The organism is Paenibacillus sp. FSL K6-2441 (assembly GCF_037964765.1).
Taxonomy (GTDB): Bacteria; Bacillota; Bacilli; order Paenibacillales; family Paenibacillaceae; genus Fontibacillus; species Fontibacillus phoenicis.
Genome location: NZ_CP150174.1, coordinates 359,109 through 381,546, shown reverse-complemented (window position 1 = coordinate 381,546; position 22,438 = coordinate 359,109). Strand labels below are relative to the sequence as shown.

The following is a 22,438-nucleotide window of genomic DNA, read 5'->3' as shown; positions in this document are numbered from 1 at the left end:
CAGCACGAGGCAGCTCCTAGACAGAACCACAGCACCGGTCTTAAGAAGAATACATTTACAGCTTTCACTTTAACGTCATATCGCTCATAAATGTCCAGCTTAATTCTGTACATCCGTTGCATGATATTGCGCACTTCATTTGGAATGCAAACGGCCGCCGATCTCCCCTCCTATGACCGCTTTTCGCCAATCATTGATCAAATTTACGATTATTTGCTCTTGAAATAGCTTACGTCCTACATCGCGCATCGTGTTGCACAGCGAGTTATCCCAAATGGCCTGCATCTTAGCCAAACGAAGCCGCTCTTCTGTTGATAAGGTTACGCCATTGGGAAGCGCCAAGGCACACCCCTCCATGTAACTTTCCCGGTTAAAACGCCAGGCGGTAAATCGGTCCCCATAACGGGAAGCCAGAACATTTCCGATCGAAATCCCTTTAACATCAAAATCACCAGAGTAATATAGGTGGCCGGAAACCAGGTTTTCCTCCAAATAACGATCGATCAGGCGCAATGCCGCTGCGCTTGCCGGTCCACTGGTGCAAACTAGCATCGGTCCCGCAGTATAGGCGGATTCATTGGCTTCATTCAAATCAACCAAAGTGGAAAATACCGCTGGATTCTCTACCACATAAAAATCGGTGATCGGAGAAAGCACGCTGGTTATCTCAACTTGCCTTAACGATAAAACATATGGCCCGTTACCGCCGTCCCAAGGGCAATAAATATGAACGAGAGAAGATATGTCGTCATCAAAAATTCCCGCGCTGCGGTAAATCTCCCGCGCCTCCAAGGTATCCACTCCGGATGACAAGCCGGGTATCGCCTCGGGATCTGATGGGTCAGTTTGATCCGTTTCGGCAAACTGCTTCCCAAGCTCCTTGGAGCGTAAGGCCTGGAACAGCAGCCGCCCTGCCGGGACGTTCCGGTCCAGCGCATGCGGATCGCCGGTAGTTTGCGCGGCCAGCACCGGTAGGCGGACAGCTGATGGTGGGCTACCGTTCTCGCCCAAACCTGCTGTTGCATCCCCCGCAAGCAGCAGGTTCCACGCGCATGTGGCACTCGCCAGCTCTCTTTGCGCCGTCTCGGGAGCAGCGCGCCACAGCTCACGCAAGGTGCGGTAACCGGCTGCACGGCCGTGGCGCAAACCACTTAACCATTCCGCCACAGCCGGCTGGAGTGGCGTTCCTTGCTCCGCAAACTGGGCTTCCAGGGTCTCAAACAACCTCCCCCACTCCTGCATCGCCAGCAATTCCCGATCCGATTTGGTTCGCAGCGGCTCGCCGGTCAGGACTTCATGAAGTTCGGTAATCGTGAAGGTAAATGCCGATTCCAGCAATTCCTGTTCAAAATCCGCAAGTGGTACTCGGATATCGTCCCCCGGTTTTTTGTACCAGCCAAAAAAGGTATTGATCGCCTCGCATTCCGCTGCAGTAGATCTACTGATGACGGCGTGCCCGCCCGCCTTCTCCAGACTGGCGTATCGCTTCCAGACGGCTTCGAGCATTCTCTTGAACCCGGGACGAGAAAAATAGTCCCGGGCTTTGGCCGCCTGATCTGAACGATCGTTCATCCGCCCGCCGCTCATTCTTCTGCACCGCTTTCTATATATTCCTTGATTTTGCCATTCCAACGGTAGCGGAACAAGGTAACGAAATCGACGTCCTTCGGCCGGTAAATCTCATAAATCGCCAGCTTTGGAACCGTATCGTAGCAACCCCACAGCACCTGGGAGGTCATCATATAGTCAAAGCCCATATCCGTCAGCAGCTTGAACATATCCCGCATGTTCTCCTCATCCACGCCCGCGAACGCTTCGTCAAGAGAAATAAGCCGCGGCGCGTCGGTTCTCGCGTCGGAATACCGCGACCATGTGGCGGCGAACAGCGGAATATACATGGCCATTGCCTTTTCGCCCCCGCTCAGCACGTTGAAGCGCGCATCGGTGAGCGGACGGTAACCAATCTGCTCACCTTTTTTGTATTTCAGTTCAAACTGGAACCAGTTGCGATAATCTAGCACTTGGTAGAGATGTTGACGCAGCGATTCCTGCTCCTCCTGGGCTGCCTGTTTTGCGCTGACGATTTGCCCACGAAAATGCTCGATCATCGCGTCGATTTCGTCCTCGCGCAGCCTATGAGAATCCCGCTTCAACAGTTCGACCAGGTCGGAGACATCGAGTTGCTGTTCCCCCGCCGCGACTTTAGGTTGCCACTCAAGCTTCAAGCGAAGACCGCTTGATGTGTCTCGCTCCTCCATTAGCTTGTTCATTTCCCGCACCCATTGCTCCGCACGGTGAATTCGCTGCCGGATCGCTTTGCCAACACTGCGGAGAATGATTTCCTCATACAGTTCGCGGTCTTTCTCACTTAACAAAGCGCTTTGCTCCGCTTCCTGCTGTTCGAGTTCTTCCAGCAACGCCTGCGGCGGCAGCGGCTGGCGGGGGTTACGCATGGAAAGCAGCAACAAACGTCCGGTTGTTTCATCCGCAACCGTCTCCAGCACATACTCCGTCAGCAGCATGCGCGCGGCATTAAACTGCTCCAACAAACGGTTAACGATGTTTTCGGCATTACGCCCGGTAAACAAGGGTTCGTATTGCCGCAGAATTTCTTTGGCAGAGGCCTGCAGGAAAACTGCCCGAGTTGTGGCTGCGCCCGAGTTCGCCGCGTTCGCTGTATCCGCCTCAGTCGCTACGCTCCGCCACTCGTCAACCAGACCTTGGCGCAGCTCTGCTAGCAGTTGCTCCAGCGTTCGTTCCAACTCGACGTGCAGCACTTCTGCCTGCTCCCGCAGCAGCACCAGCTGTGCTTCCGCCCGGGATGCCTTGTCTTTGGCCGCATCGAGCAGCCGCTCCTGTTCTTTGACGCGGACAAGTAACGCAGATTGCTCGCGCTTCAGTTCCTCCAGCCTCCGCGCAACATCGGCCAACCCTAACTCCTCGATCAGCCTCCGCAACGTATCCACCTGAGCGCGCTGATCCCGCTGCCGCTCGCCGAGCTCTTCCGCCAGTGCTTCTTCATCCTCCAGTTCCAGGATCAAAGCGTCCAACTCATCCTTGAACCGCTCCCAAGACGCGTGAGCGTCCCTGTACTGCCGCCAGGCGGAATGCAGGTCCGAAAGCGACGCTTCATAATCGCGCAAGGCGTTAACCGCCGCCGCAAGATCCGGCTCGCGTTTCAACCGGGTCCAGTTCGCGGTCAGCTCTACCAACTCTCGCTGCAGTTCGCGCCACTGCGCCGACTTCGCCTTGAACCGCTCATTGGCCTGCGCTTCCTGCCGGGCCGCAGCCTGCAGCCGATAATCCGCTGCCTGTAGTTCGCGCAGGGCTCCAGCCAGGTCCGCCCCGCCGGGAAAAAGCTCACGCTCTACCGCCAACTGCCTTTCCGCTGCCTCCTGACCGGCAAGCCGTTCGTCCAGCTCTCGCAGCACGGCGTCCAATCTGGCGATCGCCTCGCCCAGCCGGGCAATTTCCATCATGCGGGTACGGCGGCGCGTCTCCTTGCCGATATACTCCGCCCGCTCCTTCACCGCCGCCTTCCCGGCGAGCGGGCCAAGCCGGTAAGAGCCGTCGGCTGCGATCATGCCGCTCCAGTCGCCGTCATCCAGTAGGCCACCTTCCTCGTCCCACAAAAAGCTGCGCAGTACCGCATCGATCGCCGCGGCCGTGAGCCCGCTTCCCTCTGGTGGATCGGCAACCAACATGTCCGCCAGCGTATAGCCGAATTCCTGCGGACGAGGTACGATCCAGGCTTCTTCATCGTCATTGCCACACTCCTGCACCCGGCCGTCCGGGGACAGCCAGGCATCAAGCAACCCCGAACGCTCCAGCGCTTCCTCGATCCGCGCCTTGGTGTCATCGCCTACGTGCGGCCGGAAATCGCACGCAGCGAAGAGCGGCGCCCCGCCTCGCTCTGCATTAGCTTCGCGGAATTTCGCACGTGCCGTGCTGCGCCCGGGTTCCGGCTCCCGACTTTGCTCCCAGCCGCGCTTCTCTTCCTGCAAGCTCGAGCGCTCCGCCAACAAATCCCTCCGCTGCTTCTCCATATCGAGCCGGCGGGCCACCAAACGATCCCGGGCCGCTTCGTACCGGTCCAGCAGCGGCCCCCGCACCGGCTCCAGCGAGGCCTGCTCCAGTCCGTACTCGCGTAGCGCCCCAAACGTCTCGCGCAGCGCCTCCTCATTAAAAGGCAGTTGCCGTAGCCCGCTTTGCCAGGCGACAATCTCGTCCTTAAACGCCTCCTTGCTGTCAGCAAACCGCTTATCCCGCTCGCCGCGCTCGCGCTCCGCCTCATCCCGCGCTCGGCTCGCTTCACCCAACTCGATTTCGCTTTCCTTGACCAGCGCAGCCGCCATTTTTTCCTCCGCCGCCTTGGCCAGGCCCCGTTCCACAGCATCGCGATGCGTGCGCAGATCTTTTCGCCACGCCTCTTTCCACAGATCATCCACCGGCACGTTCGCTGTCCAATACCGGTGATATACGACATGCCCGGCAAACTCCATGTCGCCCGCAATCGCCTCCAACTCGTTCAGGAGTTCCCGTTGCTCCCGTTCGGCGGTGTCCCGCTTGGCTTCGGCCTCCTGCAGCCCGCGCTCAAGTTGCTCTTGCTTTATGCGGGCCTTGCCCGCTTTTTCCTTTGCGCGTTCCAACTGCTTTTCCGTGTCCGCCAAAGCCGCCGCGGCCGCCTCATACTCCCGTTGCTTGCCGATAGCTTCATGCTTCTCCAACAATTCGCGCTCGACGGCAATCTCCTGCAACCGGTTCTGGATGCCGCTGCGCTCTGTCACAGCCCCCGCCTTTTCCGCCTCCGCTTGCGCCAGCGTCTCTTCGGACCTTCTTACTCTGGCAGCGACTTCATCATAAGCAGCTTTGGCCTCCAACATGTCCTCAGATTTCGTATACAACACATGCTTGTTGTAAAAATCGTACCGCTCCTGCAGCTTCACCATCTCGGCGCGATGCCGCTTCAGTTCGTCCAGCCGGTCGGTCATTTGGTCCATGTCCTCCAGCACCTCTGACAACGGCCGCAGCTCCTCCTCCATCAACGGCGGCAGCGCCTGATGGAGAATCTCATAGATCGCCGACGGCTTGAAGTCCTTGGACAGCTTTGGACTCCGCAACTGAATCATGAGTTGGAGCAAGTCCTGATAAGCATCCGTATCCGCGAACCCGAAAATATGCTTGTTCACCATATCCTGATACGATTTCTGATCCAAAACGACCTGGCCGCCCGTTCCCACCTTCGCTTCCAGTTCCTTGCGGTCGAGAGGAATGCGTACGCCGTCCTCCAGCCATCCATTACGGTCGTAAAGCCAGAAGTCACGCCCGATGCGCCGCCCATCCTCCAGCAAAAACCCCCAGAACTGCACCTGGGCCGCGTTTCTTCTCGCCCGCAGCCCGATGCCTACCGTTCTGTACGCTCCGGTCGCACCATGCTTGAATTCCATCCATAAGTAGCCCGTCGTATCCGTCTTACCGCCGTCCTCCTCGCCAAGCAAATAATACTCGATGCGGCGGTCCCGCGAACCGAACGGGTCAAGCCGGTGCGCCCGCTTGTCGCCGTCCAGCACGAGCGGCAGGAAGCTTTGCATTGTAACCGACTTGCCCGACCCGTTGGCGCCGCGCAAGATCAGCCGGCCTTCCTCGAGTTGAAATTCCTCTTCATCGTAATACCAGAAATTCAAAATCCCGACGCGATGCATCTGCCACCTTGCGGCCGCTCGGCCGCCTTGACCGGAAGCCCCGTCCGCTCTCAGACCGCTTTCCTGCTCCACCATTTGCTGTTCCACCAGTTAAATCCTCCCGTTTGGATGTTGATCCACCACACCTAAGTATCAAAATCGTTATTTGCATATTCCGAACTCCATCTAGCCAGTACGGGCGAGATCAGGAACGAAGTCTCGCCCTCCCACTCTCCCAGCCCCCATTCGGCTAAATGGTTCATACACAGTTCCGCCAGTTCCTGGGAGGCAGCTTCCCGAAGATCCTTGCTCCAAAACTCTTTATGTTTAAGCTGTAGCCTGTACAGAAGCGTCTCGATATCCGCCTTGGTCAATCGGACCGTGCCGTTGTCCTCCACGTACAATACGCCTCCCTCCGCCAGTTCCTTGCGGATTTCGCTCGCAAGCAGCAGCGCCAAATCCGAAGCGGCCGACATCGTCGGAAACAGCTCGCTCTCGCCGGTCAGCTCGGGATGGAAAAACCACAGCCCTTCCCGGTAACGCCGCCCGGTCCAGCCGAGCATATTTTCCAGTTGATCGATGATCGCCCGCCGCTGCCACAGCACATAATTCAAATCTTCCTCATCCCAGTGCCTGTCCACCACCGCCGGCTCCAATAGCAGCCGGCGGTATATCCGGTGCCGCCGCCGCATCGACTGCCCGTCCTGTGTGTCGGCGTACGGAATAGGGTCTTCCAACTCCTCCAGCCGCGAGCAGCCCGTCAAATCGCGCGGAAAGCGCCGAAGCACATATCGGGCCAAAGGCGAACACTCGTACAATGCATTGCGCTCCGCGTCCTGCGCCCACTGGCCCTCATCGCCGTCGACGCTGTGCAGCACGCCAAGCGCCCGCAGCTTCTTCAGCGCTCTGGCCATCGACAAGCGGTCATAGTAATTCCGCCAGTCGGCCTCCAGCCCCGCGCTCAGCATCTGCTCGCGGATTTCCTCCACGATGTCGGTGAGCAGGAACTGGTCCAACTCCGTTTTTCCTTCCAAATACCACAGTCCATAGGTAAAAAAAACGTAGTCCCGCTTTTCGCGAAACTCAGGAAAACCCATCCACGGGTGCGCCTTCACAGGCGTCTTGTCCAGCTTGGCGATTGTCCGGGTCATAATCAGCGGAAAACCTGCCTTATCCATAAACCAGTCGCGCAGCTCCTCGTAATGGTCCCGGATGGCAAAATACAAGTCCGGGTCTTCCTCCTTTGCAACCCACGGACGGTTCAAGAGCGCGTGCATGCACGCGCGCTTTCGTTCGGCCGCCTGCTCGGCGTTTATTCCCCGTTTGCTTAGTCTTTTGAGCGCACCTCCAGCCATCTACCGCCCCTGCCTTTCCGCCTCGTTTTCGGATCGGACCTCCGATTCAAATCTTGATCCGGCTTCTCCCTCGACTTCTGCCGTATCGGCCGCCGCAGCCGCTTCCGCAGCGGCAATATCGGCCCCGTTTGCCCCCTGCTTTGCGGCTGTTCCCACGGCCAAGCCATTCGCCGCTTCCGTCAGCCTAAAATGCAGCTCGTAGTTTGCCATTTCCAACTCGCCGTCTTCCGCGTGCAAGATTGTCCGCTCCGCCGTACGCGGATTGCTCATCCGAATCAACACGCCTTCCGGCGTAACAAACGAGTGGCCATTTCCTGTCGTCATGCACCGGCCGATCCACTGCAGCAACCGTAGCCGCTCCTTGGCCGTCACCGGCCCGAGCTCCGACACTTTGACGGAGCTCCGCTCTAGTAACGCCGCGATCATCCGCCATTCCTCTGCCTGCCGCAGTTTGAACGCTTCCCGCTCCCGCTGCTTCCGCCGCTCGTTGTCACGCACCGCGTCCGCCGGCTGACGCTCTCCGCGCTTGCGGCTGCGCGAACGCAGCATGCGCACCATCGGCCGCTCCTCCCAGGACGACATGTCCGCCCGGTCCGAGTCGCGCAGATCCTCGCCCTGCAAGTGCCTCGTCGGGAACAATCCGAAAGCGTATGCGGACAACCTGTGCGCCTCCTCGACCGTTTCGATCGAAGCAAACCAGCGGGCCAAGTGCTCTAGCTCCTTTTTGCGGCTTAGTCCCGAACGCTTCCGTTCCTGAATACGAATCGCGCTGCGTACAATACGGGCAATCGCATCCTTCGTCGCCCGCTCCAGCAAGGTGAGCTCGCTGGGCGCAGCCCCCTCGCCCACAAACCAGCGCCGGATATTCGTCCAGCCTTGACGAAGTTCTTCCAGCAGTTCCTCCCGATCCGGTTCGTCCTCCAGCCGCGGCTTTCGGAGCTCACCTTCCACGACCTGCTCTAAAAACAGATCCCGTACCGAATCGTTAATTCGCTGCAAATTACCTTCGATTTTATAAGCGCTCCGCTGTAGCGCCTGTACGAAATTTTGCAGGTAATCGGTCAACTTTTCCTTAAAGATCAAGAAAGCTTCCGTCACCATCATCTCTTCCGCCCGAGCCGTATGCAGGCTAGCGATATAGTCCGCCGCATTTTCATGGAGGTTAACAAACGAACGGTACAAGACGTTCCACAGCTCCAGCGCCGCGTCCGGCTCCAGTTCTCCGACCTGGCTACGAATGTCAAACAGTTTATCCGCAATCGTGTCGAATAAGGAAGCTTCCAGCGAACCGCCATACCCCGTTACCTTCTCCAGCGTCTCCAGCAGCCGTTCGATTTCGATGGAATACGGGCGGAGCAAATACTGCATCTTCTTTTTGAGATACTCTTCCAGCGTGGAGGAGCGTCCACCGTCGTGACGGGCAGTCAGGTTTTGCCACTCCACCAATTGATCCAGGTCGCCTTGGCACAGTTCAAGTGTATAATCCGGCCACACGTTCCAAGCCTTGACCGCTTCAAAGACGTCTTCCGGCTTCAGCCAATACCGCAGTCTTTTATACTCCTGATAGAAAAAACGCATGATCGCCCGGTAGCGAACCACGTTGTCAGCATTGACATACTTCAACTCGGGTATCCCCCGCAACGATTGCACCGGCAACCCCGGCAAATGAGACTCCATTCTCGCCCCCCCGTTCCTTTCAGAAAACTACTTTCATCTTAAAATACCCGCCACCTTGTGACAAGCCGAGAGGGGGGAAGTCATACGATGTTATTACTTGTCGTTGATGGATCGGGGACAAACTGAAACCACAAAAAAACGGTACCTTGGAAATGCGATGTATAACAAGTAAAACAGAGCCAGCAACCATCGGCTAGTCCTGGCTTGGCTGGGAATGATGCTCCGTCTTCGATCGAATGGAGCTTCTATAGCAAAAGAAAACAGCCGCCGGCTCTTCAAGCCGATCCCAAATTTCATTTGATTCGACATCAGAAATCCTCCGAATTGGGACGCTAGTCCCCTCCACCCTATGTACAAAAAAGGAAAGCAGTGAGACAATGATAAACGGCTTGTTTACAGAGAGAGATTTTTGGGGGAAGAAGAGAAACCGATGGGATTTGACATCATTGCGGCAGCACTTATTTTTGGAATGACTTTAACCTTTGTGATTTGGCAGCCGAAGGGGCTGAATATCGGGTGGTCCGCGTGCGGCGGTGCGGTGTTGGCGCTGCTTGCCGGCGTCGTCGGCTTTGACGATGTGGGGGAAGTCGTGCAGATCACGTGGAACGCCACTCTAACGTTTATCGCAATCATCATCATTTCGCTGATCTTGGATGAGATCGGCTTGTTCGAATGGCCCGGGCTGCAAAAAACAGCGGCATCCGCATGTTCATTTACGTCAGCTTGCTGGGGGCGGTGGTCTCGGCGTTTTTTGCCAATGATGGGGCAGCCTTAATCCTCACGCCGATTGTGCTGGCGATGGTTCGCCATTTGAGTTTTGAGGAGAAAATGATCTTCCCGTTCATTATGGCGAGCAGGTTTATCGCGGACACTACCTCTTTACCGCTGGTTGTCAGCAACCTGGTGAACCTCGTGTAGCGGATTATTTCGGAATTGGCTTCGCGCAATATGCCGCTCGGATGATTGTTCCAAACCTGTTCTCGCTCGGGGCAACGGTGGCGGTGCTGCTGCTTTATTTTCGCAAAGGTATTCCTCGCACCTATGACCCGTCCAAGCTGAAAGCACCATCTGAGGCCATCAAAGACCAGCGCCTGTTCCGCATATCTTGGGTGGTGATGGGAGTCCTGTTGATCGGCTACCTCGTGAGCGAGTTCCTTCATCTTCCGGTATCCTTGCTCGCCGACACCGTGGCTTTGATCTTCTGGGCCATCGCCCGCCGAAGCCAAGCGGTCGATACGAAGGCCGTCATGAAAGGCGCGCCATGGAACATCGTCGTCTTCTCGATCGGGATGTACGTTGTCGTGTACGGCCTCGGCAATGCCGGGCTGACCGAAGTCTTGGCCAAGCTCCTCCAAACGGTGGCAGATCAAGGCCTATTCGTATCCACGATGGCCATGGGCTACATCTCGGCGTTCCTATCGTCGATCATGAACAACCTGCCGGCCGTCATGACCGGCGTACTCGGCATCGCCGACACGGCCACCTCCGGCACGATCCGCGAGTCACTGATCTACGCCAACGTCATCGGCACCGACCTCGGCCCGAAGATCACACCCATCGGCTCACTCGCCACTCTCGTCTGGCTCCATGTCCTCGCCAAGAAGGGCGTCCGCATCTCCTGGGGCACGTATTTCAAAGTTGGCATCGTGCTGACGATCCCGATTTTGTTTGCGACGTTGTTGGGGTTGTGGGTGGTGTTGTGGGTGTTTTAGGAGGGGCAAATTGCCCCCTCCTTTCATTCCACGAATAACAGCACCTCAATCATCAACCCCACACCCAACCTAAAACCCTGCGCGAACGCGGCTGCCATCTCCATCTCTTGAATTTGCTGCTGTAAGTCGATTAGCGCCTCAATTTGGTAAAATCCTCACCAGATCGTTTCTCTCTCCAAGCCATTGTTGGCTTCGGATAATGCGTTGCTGAGTTGGCGGTATTGCGGGTCTTTGGGGGCCATCTGCTCGGGGATGAGATGACCGTAGTAGAGAGATTCCAGAAAGGATGGCATCGAAAAAAGAAAATAGCAAAATCGGTGGCCGCATGTGGTACGTATCTGCGAAACACTTGTATTTTCAAGCACATTTGGATACGCTCAAGATAAGGTTCCAATTTGACAGAATGAATGGATGGTGTCTTATGCCTAATCCAAAACTTGAACCACAACAAATATCCGCCATAATCGATTATTTAAACGAGCGTTTCAATGCGCATACCGTGATATTATTCGGGTCAGCAGCAAGGGGGGAGATGCGCCAAGACAGCGATGTAGATATTGCCTATATTTCTGAAGATCCACCTCACTCCGCGTATGAACTATTTATGGCTGCTTCTGAACTAGCCAATCGGGTAGGGCTTGAGGTAGACCTGATTTATTTTCCCCAGGCGAATCCCGTCTTCAAAGCACAGATCATTGGAACAGGTGAGGTATTGCAAGATGTCGAGCCTTATGTCCGGCAGACCGCATTTATGCAAGCCCTCAAGGAATATGCCCTGCTTAACGACGAGCGCAAAGAAATCATGGAGAATTACCAGAGAGGGGGAGCCAATTGAACCGCGATATACTAGCGAACAAAACAGAAACGATCAACCGTTGCCTGAAACGGATCCATGAAGAGTATGAAGGAAAGCGAGAGAACCTCGAAAATTACACCAAACAGGATTCCATTATCTTGAACCTACAGCGGGCCTGTGAAGCTTGTATCGATTTAGCCATGCATCTGGTCTCAGAAAATAAATGGGGAATCCCTCAGAGCAGTCGGGAGGCTTTTTGATCTTCTATTAGATAATGGAGTGATTGACAAAGAACTTAACCGTAATCTGAAAGCCATGGTTGGTTTTAGTAACATAGCCGTACACGATTATCGAAGTATACAAATCGAAATCGTCCAGGCCATTCTTGATCACCACCTCGGAGATTTCGTTCTTTTTGCATCAAAAGTCAGAGATTTTGGTGCTTAAAGCCTCCGGAAAGAAACTATGTTTTCCAGGGGCTAGTATCTACACCCCCCCACTCCATTCTGCCGCCCTTTTGCAACAAATCCACGCAATACCCGCAATGCGTTTGCGGAGTTTTTTTCCTATTTGGAAAAAGACACTTGCGACCATTCATTGCTTCGAGACTATGATCCTGTAAATTATCAACCAACAGCCGCTCCCAACCGGAGCACAAGCAAACAAATGCCATGACCAGTCTGTACTTTGACTCCCGAGTAATCAGTAACAAGTGAATCCGGTCATCCGGAGTACGGCTCCTGTTTCGATCTACGCACTCACGAGGAGTGCGACGAAAGAGATCAAGCGGGAGCTGCCTAAGTTTATCATTTCAATCCACGCACTTACAAGGAGTGCGACTCCATATATGGGCGGATTTTCGTGGTTTTATGGGATTTCAATCCACGCACTCACAAGGAGTGCGACTCTTGCATCTCCCGGTCATAGTCCAGGACATAGGGATTTCAATCCACGCACTCACAAGGAGTGCGACCGAGCGAGAGCCGTTACGGTACGTCCGGCCTGACGGATTTCAATCCACGCACTCACAAGGAGTGCGACAGACGTTCCATACCGTCTCGAATCGCTTAGCGGTATTTCAATCCACGCACTCACAAGGAGTGCGACGGTTTTCGCTTGTTCTTCGGAGTTTGCAATGACGATTTCAATCCACGCACTCACAAGGAGTGCGACGCATTCTCTCCGTTGAGCGTCATTTTGAGCAGATTCATTTCAATCCACGCACTCACAAGGAGTGCGACTCCGCCGGATCCGCTCCGGTGCCGGTCGGGATGATATTTCAATCCACGCACTCACAAGGAGTGCGACATGCTAAATGGTGGACAAGTTTTTTAGGTGACGCTATTTCAATCCACGCACTCACAAGGAGTGCGACACGAGCTTACAAAAACGCCAACACCGCCTGATTTTATTTCAATCCACGCACTCACAAGGAGTGCGACGCTCAATTTATCAAAATGGTAGATCGGCAAATCAGGATTTCAATCCACGCACTCACAAGGAGTGCGACATAATCTCCTGGGGGTGGCCTTCCAAAACATCTGATTTCAATCCACGCACTCACAAGGAGTGCGACCTTGTTTATTGATGTGGCTTCCGATGCGGCCAAGCTATTTCAATCCACGCACTCACAAGGAGTGCGACAAAAAGTCAGCGCCGAAGAACTCGCGGAAGAAGCATTTCAATCCACGCACTCACAAGGAGTGCGACTTTGAGAGTCGCACGATTCCCGCTTCGGTCAACATTTCAATCCACGCACTCACAAGGAGTGCGACTGAGGGAGGTCAAAAAATCCCTCCAAGCCGCTGAATTTCAATCCACGCACTCACAAGGAGTGCGACCGTTCCTCCGGAGCTTGGGGGCGTCGATATGATCATTTCAATCCACGCACTCACAAGGAGTGCGACGATGGTAAATTTGCTGTATTTGGCGACCTGACTGATATTTCAATCCACGCACTCACAAGGAGTGCGACGCATAGATTCTTTAATCATCTGATCGAGGACACAATTTCAATCCACGCACTCACAAGGAGTGCGACCTTTTCCTTTGCCATTCATCTCACCTCACACATAATATTTCAATCCACGCACTCACAAGGAGTGCGACGAAAACGCCGCAGCCTTTGGCATGAGCCGTTTGATTTCAATCCACGCACTCACAAGGAGTGCGACTTTTACATGTTAAAAAACGGAATATTTGTGGAGGTCATTTCAATCCACGCACTCACAAGGAGTGCGACTAGTACTTCCGCCGAATTGGAAGATGCAATCAGCTTTATTTCAATCCACGCACTCACAAGGAGTGCGACAAAAAACTAGATGCCGATCCATTGGTATATCAAGATTTCAATCCACGCACTCACAAGGAGTGCGACTGGTACGGTAAATGTGATATTGTCGGCATTTGTCATTTCAATCCACGCACTCACAAGGAGTGCGACCGCCTTCTGGGGTGGGGACGCTGCCGATCTACATTGATTTCAATCCACGCACTCACAAGGAGTGCGACAATGAAAGGCAAGCGCAACAGCAAGTAAGCGCGATTTCAATCCACGCACTCACAAGGAGTGCGACCGATAAGCTCGTCGCGAAGTATAAAGAGCTGAACATTTCAATCCACGCACTCACAAGGAGTGCGACACGGCAGTGAGATATCGGGATTACAAGGCAGATCGATTTCAATCCACGCACTCACAAGGAGTGCGACATGACGATGAGCGGTATGCATCCACGATCATCCAGGCATTTCAATCCACGCACTCACAAGGAGTGCGACGCGATCTCAATGATCTGGTCCGTCGACATCTCATATTTCAATCCACGCACTCACAAGGAGTGCGACGCTTGGACAGCATGCCACCTGAAGATCGCTGAAATCATTTCAATCCACGCACTCACAAGGAGTGCGACGGGATAAATCCATATTCCTGTTCAAAAAACGTTTATTTCAATCCACGCACTCACAAGGAGTGCGACTTTTTCGCCATATACAGGTTGCCTTTGCGATCCCGGTATTTCAATCCACGCACTCACAAGGAGTGCGACGTAAGCCGCTGGAATACTTCAAAAAACGCTGGCCATTTCAATCCACGCACTCACAAGGAGTGCGACGATCGGCGAGATGGCTGGCGAAGTGGTGGACCCGATATTTCAATCCACGCACTCACAAGGAGTGCGACAATCGCCTCCGGCGGCCAAAGGACACGTCCTTTGATTTCAATCCACGCACTCACAAGGAGTGCGACGCTTGATACCGGGAGTCTGAACATCTTTCACAAAAAGGAATTTCAATCCACGCACTCACAAGGAGTGCGACAAAACGCCGCACAGCGCGACGAATACGATCGGATCAATTTCAATCCACGCACTCACAAGGAGTGCGACGCTGTAAGTAGTAATAATCATTACCAAAAGCTATATTTCAATCCACGCACTCACAAGGAGTGCGACAAATTCTATTACCCGTCCTGTACCTACTTCATCAAGATTTCAATCCACGCACTCACAAGGAGTGCGACTGAAAGTTACTGTTGAGGGAGTAGTAACATCTATCATTTCAATCCACGCACTCACAAGGAGTGCGACATCAAGTAGAAATTTTTGCTGGACAGTTGGTCATGTGATTTCAATCCACGCACTCACAAGGAGTGCGACTACAAAAACGCCAACACCGCCTGGATTTGAGGCGATTTCAATCCACGCACTCACAAGGAGTGCGACAACAGCTATTTGTTCCTAAAGCCTTGGAGTAACGGATTTCAATCCACGCACTCACAAGGAGTGCGACACAAAAACGCCAACACCGCCTGGATTTGAGGCGATTTCAATCCACGCACTCACAAGGAGTGCGACTGTTTCAGGCTATTATACAAGTGTTTTTGATCGTATTTCAATCCACGCACTCACAAGGAGTGCGACCGGATGTACATGCAAAAGGTCGAGAGAGCTGTCAGTATTTCAATCCACGCACTCACAAGGAGTGCGACACTTTCTCTCTTTCACGGAGTTTAGCTATATACGCAATTTCAATCCACGCACTCACAAGGAGTGCGACAGATCTTCCCACGGGCCAGACAGGTCGCGCAGCAATTTCAATCCACGCACTCACAAGGAGTGCGACTCCTCTTCCCCATCACCGTAATCGACGACGATATATTTCAATCCACGCACTCACAAGGAGTGCGACGCAAATGCAATACCAGCGATCAAACCAACAGCAAAATTTCAATCCACGCACTCACAAGGAGTGCGACAGGGGTATCCGGGTAATAGTAGTCATCTCGATACAGATTTCAATCCACGCACTCACAAGGAGTGCGACGCCGATCAGCTCAGGGAAGTACGACAAGATTCGCTGATTTCAATCCACGCACTCACAAGGAGTGCGACGCGTTCCAATCGGGTTATCCTCCGTATCAGGAAATTTCAATCCACGCACTCACAAGGAGTGCGACTCTCCAGCAGCCATGATATCCCAGCACACCTGGCATTTCAATCCACGCACTCACAAGGAGTGCGACGGGACAGGAATGATTCAGATGTTTTTCAACCGGAAATTTCAATCCACGCACTCACAAGGAGTGCGACGGCAAATTGACAACAAACGGTATCAGATCAAGCAATTTCAATCCACGCACTCACAAGGAGTGCGACGTAGTGTTGGGTAGCTGCCCTCATCACTTCTTTTATTTCAATCCACGCACTCACAAGGAGTGCGACCTTTTTATCCATCATCGCCGGCCTGTCGTTTCTCGATTTCAATCCACGCACTCACAAGGAGTGCGACTTCGATGATGACGAAAATCAGATGACGCTAGATATTTCAATCCACGCACTCACAAGGAGTGCGACCAACTTCCGCGCCGACCATGATCTTCGGAATAACGATTTCAATCCACGCACTCACAAGGAGTGCGACAAGGAGCTGGTAACCATGTGGAACCCGTTCGCAGCATTTCAATCCACGCACTCACAAGGAGTGCGACGCATACCTGGACATCATACTTCGCGTTGTGAGCATTTCAATCCACGCACTCACAAGGAGTGCGACAATAACATGTCTTTGAAATCAACGGGAATTGTAAATTTCAATCCACGCACTCACAAGGAGTGCGACCGTTCACCATTGACGATCCGAAGCAAGGTGACGGATTTCAATCCACGCACTCACAAGGAGTGCGACGCTTGAAGACGAGAAAATCTACATCCAAGCCAAATTTCAATCCACGCACTCACAAGGAGTGCGACACGCGAGTCGTACGTTTTCGGACGGGCCTTACCGCTGATTTCAATCCACGCACTCACAAGGAGTGCGACTTTTCGTTGTTATATGCGTAATTGATATCCGTTTCAATTTCAATCCACGCACTCACAAGGAGTGCGACTGCGGGCCTTGTGAAGCCTTGAGCCACAAGGCCTCACATGCCCAGAAGTGCGAACCTGTTTTGTGAGTGCGAAATGTTATTGTTTATTCCAACAAAAAACTCAACAACCCCAGTAATAGCGCGGGGTGCGAACCTCATAGGGATTTTATGTGCGCTTGGGGTTCGCACCGTTAGAAGATGAGCGGGTCCTCTAAATCGATCGACGGCTTTGCACCAATATGCTCGACTTTGGTTTTGTAGTTATTGCCCAGCCGATAAAATCGCAGGCTGTCTTTTTCATGATCAATGAGTTGGGATAACTCCAGTTTCAGAGCGGTGAACTGGGATGCATCGACGTTACATTCAAACACGGAATTCTGTACCCGTTGTCCGTAGTTCTGACATGCCTTAGCCACTCTACGGAGCCTCGCAGCTCCTCCCACGCCTGAGGTTTGAACATCATAAGTAATGAGTACAAGCATCCCGAGTCACCTACTTCCATAAAAATGGCGGATACTCATCTAAATCACCGCGCAAGAAACGTGCCAATAATAAGGCCTGAGCGTAAGGAACCAGCCCCCAGGAGATTTTTTCATCCAGGAAAGGGTGGGTAATCCTCTCTTGCTTCTTGGTTTGCCATGCTTTCAAAAACTTTTTGCGAGCCTCGTCCGTCATCAGCACAGCCCCGTTTTCTTTTGTCACAAAATCAGTTGCTGTCACTTCTTTCCGATTAATCAACGAAAGCACAAACCGATCGGCATAAATTCCTCGCAGCTCTTCCATCAGATCCAAAGCCAGGGATGCTCGGCCAGGACGGTCCTGGTGCAAAAAGCCGACATAAGCGTCGAGCCCCACGGTCTCCAAAGCCGCAGCCGTATCTCTAGCCAAGAGAGTGTAAGCGAACGACAGCATGGCATTTACGTTGTCCTTTGGGGGCCTTCTGGATCTCCCGTGAAAAAAGAAGCTCTCCTTCTGCTGCAAAATCATCTGATCAAACACCTGGTTATAGAGAACCGCGGCTTGGCCTTCCCAACCCCGCAAGCTTTCCAGGTTATTACTGTCACGGACTTCACGCAAAATATCCGAAAGCTGGCCTGATATGGACTTGAATATTGTTCAACATCAATCCGAAGCGGATAATCTCTCGTCATCCGTTCGAGGATCCACTTGTGGTTATAAATCTTCCCTGTAATGAAGTTTCGTGCGATTTTTGCAGATCCCTCTTCATGATCCGAAATCCGGTACTGCGTTTTTCTCAAAATGACATTTCCCCGGCTTTCCCCAATGACTCTTGCCAGAAATCTTCCGTTTTGTGTCAAAAAGGTGATCGAAATATTCCGATCCGCACAATACCCCATTAATGCAGGACTCGCCCCCGTGTAGCCAAAGCTCACGATCGCTTCCAGATTATGAAGCGGCAAACGGCCAATCTTTTCATCGCCTTTAAGTAATAACACATTATCACCATCAAGCGCCAAGTACGTATCCGGCTGAGTAACATATAACGTATTTAACAGCTTCTTCAATCACTCAGCCTCCCTTCGATGTAGCTTTGGACCGAGCGTTTGTGCATTAAATGAGGCACGCAGATATGCTGCAACGAGCAGTTTTTGCAAAAGGGCCCCGTCTTTACCTTCGGCGTATGGCGTTTATCGTAATAATGATGCATTTCTGCAGCCATCTGTCTCACTTGATCTCGCAGCCTGTCATGAATTGGCACTTCAACACGATGCTTGATTTCGTTGTAGAATATGTACCCCGTGTCCACGCGGCATAACATCATCTCTTCCAGGCACATCGCTTGGGCTGCAAGCTGGATGATGTCTTCATCACCTGTCTTCGGCTTCCCCCGCTTATACTCGACAGGGTAGACCTTATAAGTGCCTTCCGCTCCCGCCACTTCAACTCCTTCAGGGTCTTGAACAAATTCGACAACATCACAGATTCCGCTTAATTGCAGTTCCGTTGACTGAATCGGCATCGCGCGAACGATTAACTTGTCTCCACGCTTTTCCCGGATAAACGGCTGATCCGCCTTTTGATGTAAATGCTGCCCTTCGATGGTTCTGACATTTTCATCCCACTGTTGTTCGATATGAATCAGGGCCCACTGACGTTTACAAAATTGGAAATGCTGGAGCCCTGACAACATCAAATAGCGATCCTCATCATTAACGACCATTAATAACCTCGACATTCAAGCCATCGAGTTCCTCAAGTTCAATCGTATAATCCTCAAATCGTTTGGGTTCAGGAGTTGTAGAGTATACTTTTAAAGACCGGTGCACTTTGGCCGAAGAATATTGCCCCAGCTTGGAGGAATGATTCCACCAATATACCTTATGGACTTCCATACTGCCGTCCGGCCGGGCAGAAGAACTGTCATTTTCAAAAAGCGTGATCAGCGCCTGCTTAATCTTCTCTGCATCTTCTTCGGTAAAACCTGTCTTCTCCGCAAGTTGCGTATTAATGCTGCCCTTGAACAGATATACGCCAAAATCTACACGATGCTTCATTCCCATCGTATCGGAGCTGCGTTTGTCCCCTGTTACGGAGTTAACGCTTTTGGTAATCTGGGTGCTGACAATGTCAATCGGATCAATACTTGTAGCGGTATGAATGGAAACAGGACCGCGAACGCCTACAGACAGCTCGGAACCTTTAAAAGCGAAAACTTGTCCAAAACTGCGTACATCGATCCACTCCTGGCAAGCCAGCTTGGCAAACTCGTCGGCCGATGCATTTTTACTTTTCAGCATCTTTGCCAGCTCCGGATGGGCATCCGCACGTTCACGCAAACTTTTGAAATCATCCACTTTTCTGTCATCCGACTGAACAAAAATCTTTTCTCCCATATCCAGCAAGCGATTGCGGATTTTACGCTTAATAGCCACATCGGAGATTTCTCCATGGCCGTCGTAATTTTGGCGTGGTCGGTTACCATTCAGAGGGTCCCCGTTTGGATTGGCTTTTGTCACAGACAAAATCACAGCAAAATCGATTTTATGATCAAGCGTGCTCATTCGTTTGTATCCTCCTCTTTTTTCTTATAGAGTTCACGGCGCTGACTGTAAAATCCAAGCAAATATTGTTCTGTTAATGGAAGATTATTGAAATCTCCTTCCTCAAATTGATCGGCGATTTCATCAATCAGCTTGGATAAATAGGTCGCTTTCGTTCCCAGCTTGGCTTGATAAGGCTGAAGGCTGGCCTGAATTGTCTTCCAGGTTCGACCCGGATTCTGGGCATACGAGTTCATATAACGAATCGCATTGGTAGACCTTGTCTCGTCTTTGCCGAGTGCTCCTCGTTCAAGCACATCCGCCACAGCCAACAATCGGCCAAACAGATAACTCCGTTCCCTGGATTCGGTGTTCAGCGGCACGTTCCATTCCTCCCCTTTTTCCAACAGCATTTTTCGAATCAATGCGCATGCGATGCTTAACGTCTTCTCCCAATCCCAACGTTCCATTGATACTGGATTGGAAGCCCGGTGGAAGGCGCTTCTGACAATATCTCGAGGGACTGCACGTCTATCGACAATACAAGGAATCATCCGTTCCATCGTCCCTTTGATGATCTTCTCACTTGCTCTGGGACCATAAGCAGCAAATGCAATATCCTTCGTTGCCGGCGCTCCATAAAAAGTGATAAGCTGCTCTTCTTCCTTGCGGTAGCGGTGCTCCCAGGCACAAGAGTTATGCCACTCTTCCAGACGATTCAAATACAGCTCCTTATTCAGATGACGATAGTAAAGCACCGCCATCCGGCCGGTCGTTGCCGAGTCCAGAACGAGAATATTCACCTCTGCTTGATACGTCAGATCATTCCGAAACCCGTCGATTGCCCGTCTAACCTGATCAGCATAAGGCTTGTCCGTATCCGGTTCTCTTTCGATTTCCCGGCCCGAATGACGCATCATGTCCACAATATCCTCATCGGTATTCGGAACGGGATCGTTATCGTTGCCCCACACTAGAAAGACGCGTTCATCCATCGTTTTCCCCTGACGGTGAATCAACCACTTCAAGGCATTGTGCGCTTTCTGCGACACCTCATAACTGATGGATACCGCTTCCTTGCTTGTTTTGAAGCGTCCTCTAAAGGTGAAGCCCGAATTGTCATTCGCAGAAATTAACTTGGCTTTATCAGCTGCATGACGAATTTTGTTCGCATGCCGTTCCGTACTCGGACGCATTTCTCCTGTAACGAAACAAACGTCCGTTTCTCCCAGCTTCTGATTATAAAAGGCAATAAATGAATCAAACATCGCCTGATCTTTCCATACTTCTTCGGGTGAATCAGGGGAGAGCACATTAAATCTGATAAAAGCACTGGATGTCTCCGCAGCCCCGCTTGAGAAAATGGGCGGCTTTTCCCCGAACTTAGCCGTATATTTCTCATCCCATTTCTCGATCAGATGCTGGTTCTCATCAAGCCTGATGATTTTGGCGGCGACCAGGTCCTCGATTAACTGCCCCTTGCGCAAATACGTATAAATACATTTCAATTTCTCTGTGGCATAGGGCGAATTGGCCCATTCCTCCAAGTTGCGGATGTACTTGTCAAAAGGTACTTCATCCGGATTTTTGATCTGCCCGCCATACTTCACGAAGTCGCCAGCGACATAACTAAGCTTATCGTGTAACGGGTAAGGTGCGACCTTAGAGCCTGACCGACTGGCTGATTCCTCTGTACAGGGAATTAAGGTGCTCTCCTTCTCCAACACTCTGGCTTCAAGAAAGTCCCCGTCTTCATCGATCGTAACTTCAATGTGAGCATTCTGGGTTGTATGTGAAACCGGCAGCAGGGTGTATTCTCGGTCGCGTTTTTTTACCGTTTTCCCGACTTGATCCAGATTAGCCTCATACGTTTCATACAGGTGGAGCAGCCAACTCATCTCATTCACCTCCTAAATTACGGAGCAGTTGTTCCGCAGACTCTATGCTATCCGAATGGAACGATTTAGGCTCCATTTCTCTGACTGAACGGACAATGGAGCACTCCTCTGGCTTTGGAAAACGGATATACCCTTTATTCATCTCAACAGACCATAGCCTTACCGAAAGCTCATTCCTCCCCGTTTCATCGGGATAATTGAACCCGTGAACCATCGTTCCTAAATAATGCGTTCTTTCATCCGTATCGTAATAACCTGCTCCACTGCCAAATTCACAAGGCTGCACATACCCCTGACACTCTCGAGTACCCAGGAAAATATCCCTGCGCCCACCCGCTTTCAACGAACGTTGAAGGATGCTGTAATGCTTCCCTTCATTACGGTCAAAGGCGAGATCCGGCCGATGTTCGTTAAAGACAAAGTGGGCCTTTACTTGGTAATGAACATCCTTCAGATACGTATAATTAGCCAGCGTGTTCCCGCCCCCATAGTCAATCGGGCGCACTCCCTTCGATTCCATTTGGATCGGCTTCATGACACGCAACTCGTCGATGATGTACATGATCGTCGGCTTCCAGTAAACGGATTCGAGGATTCCCTTGATCGCTTGATAGGTAGGGACACTATAGGACAGCTTCTCACCGCCTATTTTGGTTAACGGATCGGTGAATAAAGCGTAGTCGCCGAAAACTTCGAACTGGACTTCGTTTCTCATGGTTTAAATCACCTCCTTTACAGGAGCAGCCTGATAAAGATTTTTATTCCTCTCAGGCTGCAACTTTCATTATCTAGCTAGTTCTTTTTTAATTACTTCAACAATTTGCTTTAAAATCTCAGCATAGACCAACTCGACTTTCTCACTCATCGACTTAGTTTGGTAAGAATACATTTACATTCACCTCCTAGGATCTTTATAACAACCACGGATTGACATACTTCTTTATTGAAATTA

General features: G+C 52.2%; 10 protein-coding genes, 4 pseudogenes and 1 CRISPR repeat array. Of the genes and pseudogenes, 3 read left to right on the top strand and 11 right to left on the bottom strand.

The genetic code is table 11. The features are described from left to right. Positions 1-135: 135 nt before the first annotated feature. The 4 genes from NSQ80_RS01650 to NSQ80_RS01635 are packed head-to-tail and all read right to left on the bottom strand — an operon-like array spanning position 136 to position 8,713. Complete coding sequence (locus tag NSQ80_RS01650) at positions 136-1,572, bottom strand: TIGR02679 domain-containing protein (protein ID WP_164744097.1); 1,437 nt, start codon at positions 1,570-1,572, stop codon at positions 136-138. An 11-nt stretch (positions 1,573-1,583) separates the two neighbouring features. Beyond that, positions 1,584-5,789, bottom strand: a complete 4,206-nt coding sequence (locus NSQ80_RS01645) for a TIGR02680 family protein (protein ID WP_339301074.1) — start codon at positions 5,787-5,789, stop codon at positions 1,584-1,586. A 38-nt stretch (positions 5,790-5,827) separates the two neighbouring features. Then, on the bottom strand, positions 5,828-7,036 hold the full coding sequence (locus NSQ80_RS01640; protein ID WP_009223784.1) for a TIGR02678 family protein: 1,209 nt from the start codon (positions 7,034-7,036) through the stop codon (positions 5,828-5,830). Beyond that, positions 7,037-8,713 carry a TIGR02677 family protein gene (locus NSQ80_RS01635; protein WP_323078639.1) on the bottom strand — a complete coding sequence of 559 codons (1,677 nt, stop codon included), beginning with the start codon at positions 8,711-8,713 and terminating at the stop codon, positions 7,037-7,039. A 430-nt stretch (positions 8,714-9,143) separates the two neighbouring features. On the opposite strand from NSQ80_RS01635, the pseudogene NSQ80_RS01630 reads away from it, so the two are divergent. After that, a pseudogene (locus NSQ80_RS01630) lies at positions 9,144-10,425 on the top strand (arsenic transporter). Between the two features lie 23 nt (positions 10,426-10,448). Here NSQ80_RS01630 and NSQ80_RS01625 read toward each other — a convergent pair. Then, positions 10,449-10,667: pseudogene (locus tag NSQ80_RS01625) on the bottom strand (DUF6809 family protein). Positions 10,668-10,711: 44 nt separating this feature from the next. Here NSQ80_RS01625 and NSQ80_RS01620 point away from each other — a divergent pair. Further along, a complete protein-coding gene (locus tag NSQ80_RS01620) occupies positions 10,712-11,260 on the top strand; it encodes a nucleotidyltransferase domain-containing protein (RefSeq protein WP_339301071.1) in 549 nt (182 codons plus the stop codon). Next, positions 11,257-11,668: pseudogene (locus tag NSQ80_RS01615) on the top strand (DUF86 domain-containing protein). The gene NSQ80_RS01620 and the pseudogene NSQ80_RS01615 overlap by 4 nt, the downstream one beginning before the upstream one ends. A gap of 295 nt (positions 11,669-11,963) precedes the next feature. Further along, positions 11,964-16,607: a CRISPR direct-repeat array (repeat unit 32 nt; unit sequence ATTTCAATCCACGCACTCACAAGGAGTGCGAC). Between the two features lie 170 nt (positions 16,608-16,777). Here the strand turns inward: NSQ80_RS01615 and cas2 are convergent. The 6 genes and pseudogenes from cas2 to cas5c all read right to left on the bottom strand — a co-directional run bounded on the left by cas2 (position 16,778) and on the right by cas5c (position 22,201). After that, entirely contained in the window at positions 16,778-17,068 is a 291-nt protein-coding gene (gene cas2, locus NSQ80_RS01610; protein ID WP_009223774.1) for a CRISPR-associated endonuclease Cas2, read from the bottom strand. A 10-nt stretch (positions 17,069-17,078) separates the two neighbouring features. Continuing rightward, positions 17,079-18,112: pseudogene (gene cas1c, locus NSQ80_RS01605) on the bottom strand (type I-C CRISPR-associated endonuclease Cas1c). Next, a complete protein-coding gene (cas4, locus tag NSQ80_RS01600; protein ID WP_339301068.1) occupies positions 18,109-18,768 on the bottom strand; it encodes a CRISPR-associated protein Cas4 in 660 nt (219 codons plus the stop codon). Before cas4 ends, cas1c begins: the two are co-directional and overlap by 4 nt. Continuing rightward, positions 18,758-19,609 carry a type I-C CRISPR-associated protein Cas7/Csd2 gene (gene cas7c, locus NSQ80_RS01595; protein ID WP_009223771.1) on the bottom strand — a complete coding sequence of 284 codons (852 nt, stop codon included), beginning with the start codon at positions 19,607-19,609 and terminating at the stop codon, positions 18,758-18,760. Before cas7c ends, cas4 begins: the two co-directional genes overlap by 11 nt. Continuing rightward, entirely contained in the window at positions 19,606-21,486 is a 1,881-nt protein-coding gene (gene cas8c / locus NSQ80_RS01590) for a type I-C CRISPR-associated protein Cas8c/Csd1 (protein WP_339301066.1), read from the bottom strand. Before cas8c ends, cas7c begins: the two co-directional genes overlap by 4 nt. A 1-nt stretch (position 21,487) precedes the next feature. After that, positions 21,488-22,201 carry a type I-C CRISPR-associated protein Cas5c gene (cas5c, locus tag NSQ80_RS01585; RefSeq protein ID WP_009223769.1) on the bottom strand — a complete coding sequence of 238 codons (714 nt, stop codon included), beginning with the start codon at positions 22,199-22,201 and terminating at the stop codon, positions 21,488-21,490. Between the last annotated feature and the right edge of the window lie 237 nt (positions 22,202-22,438).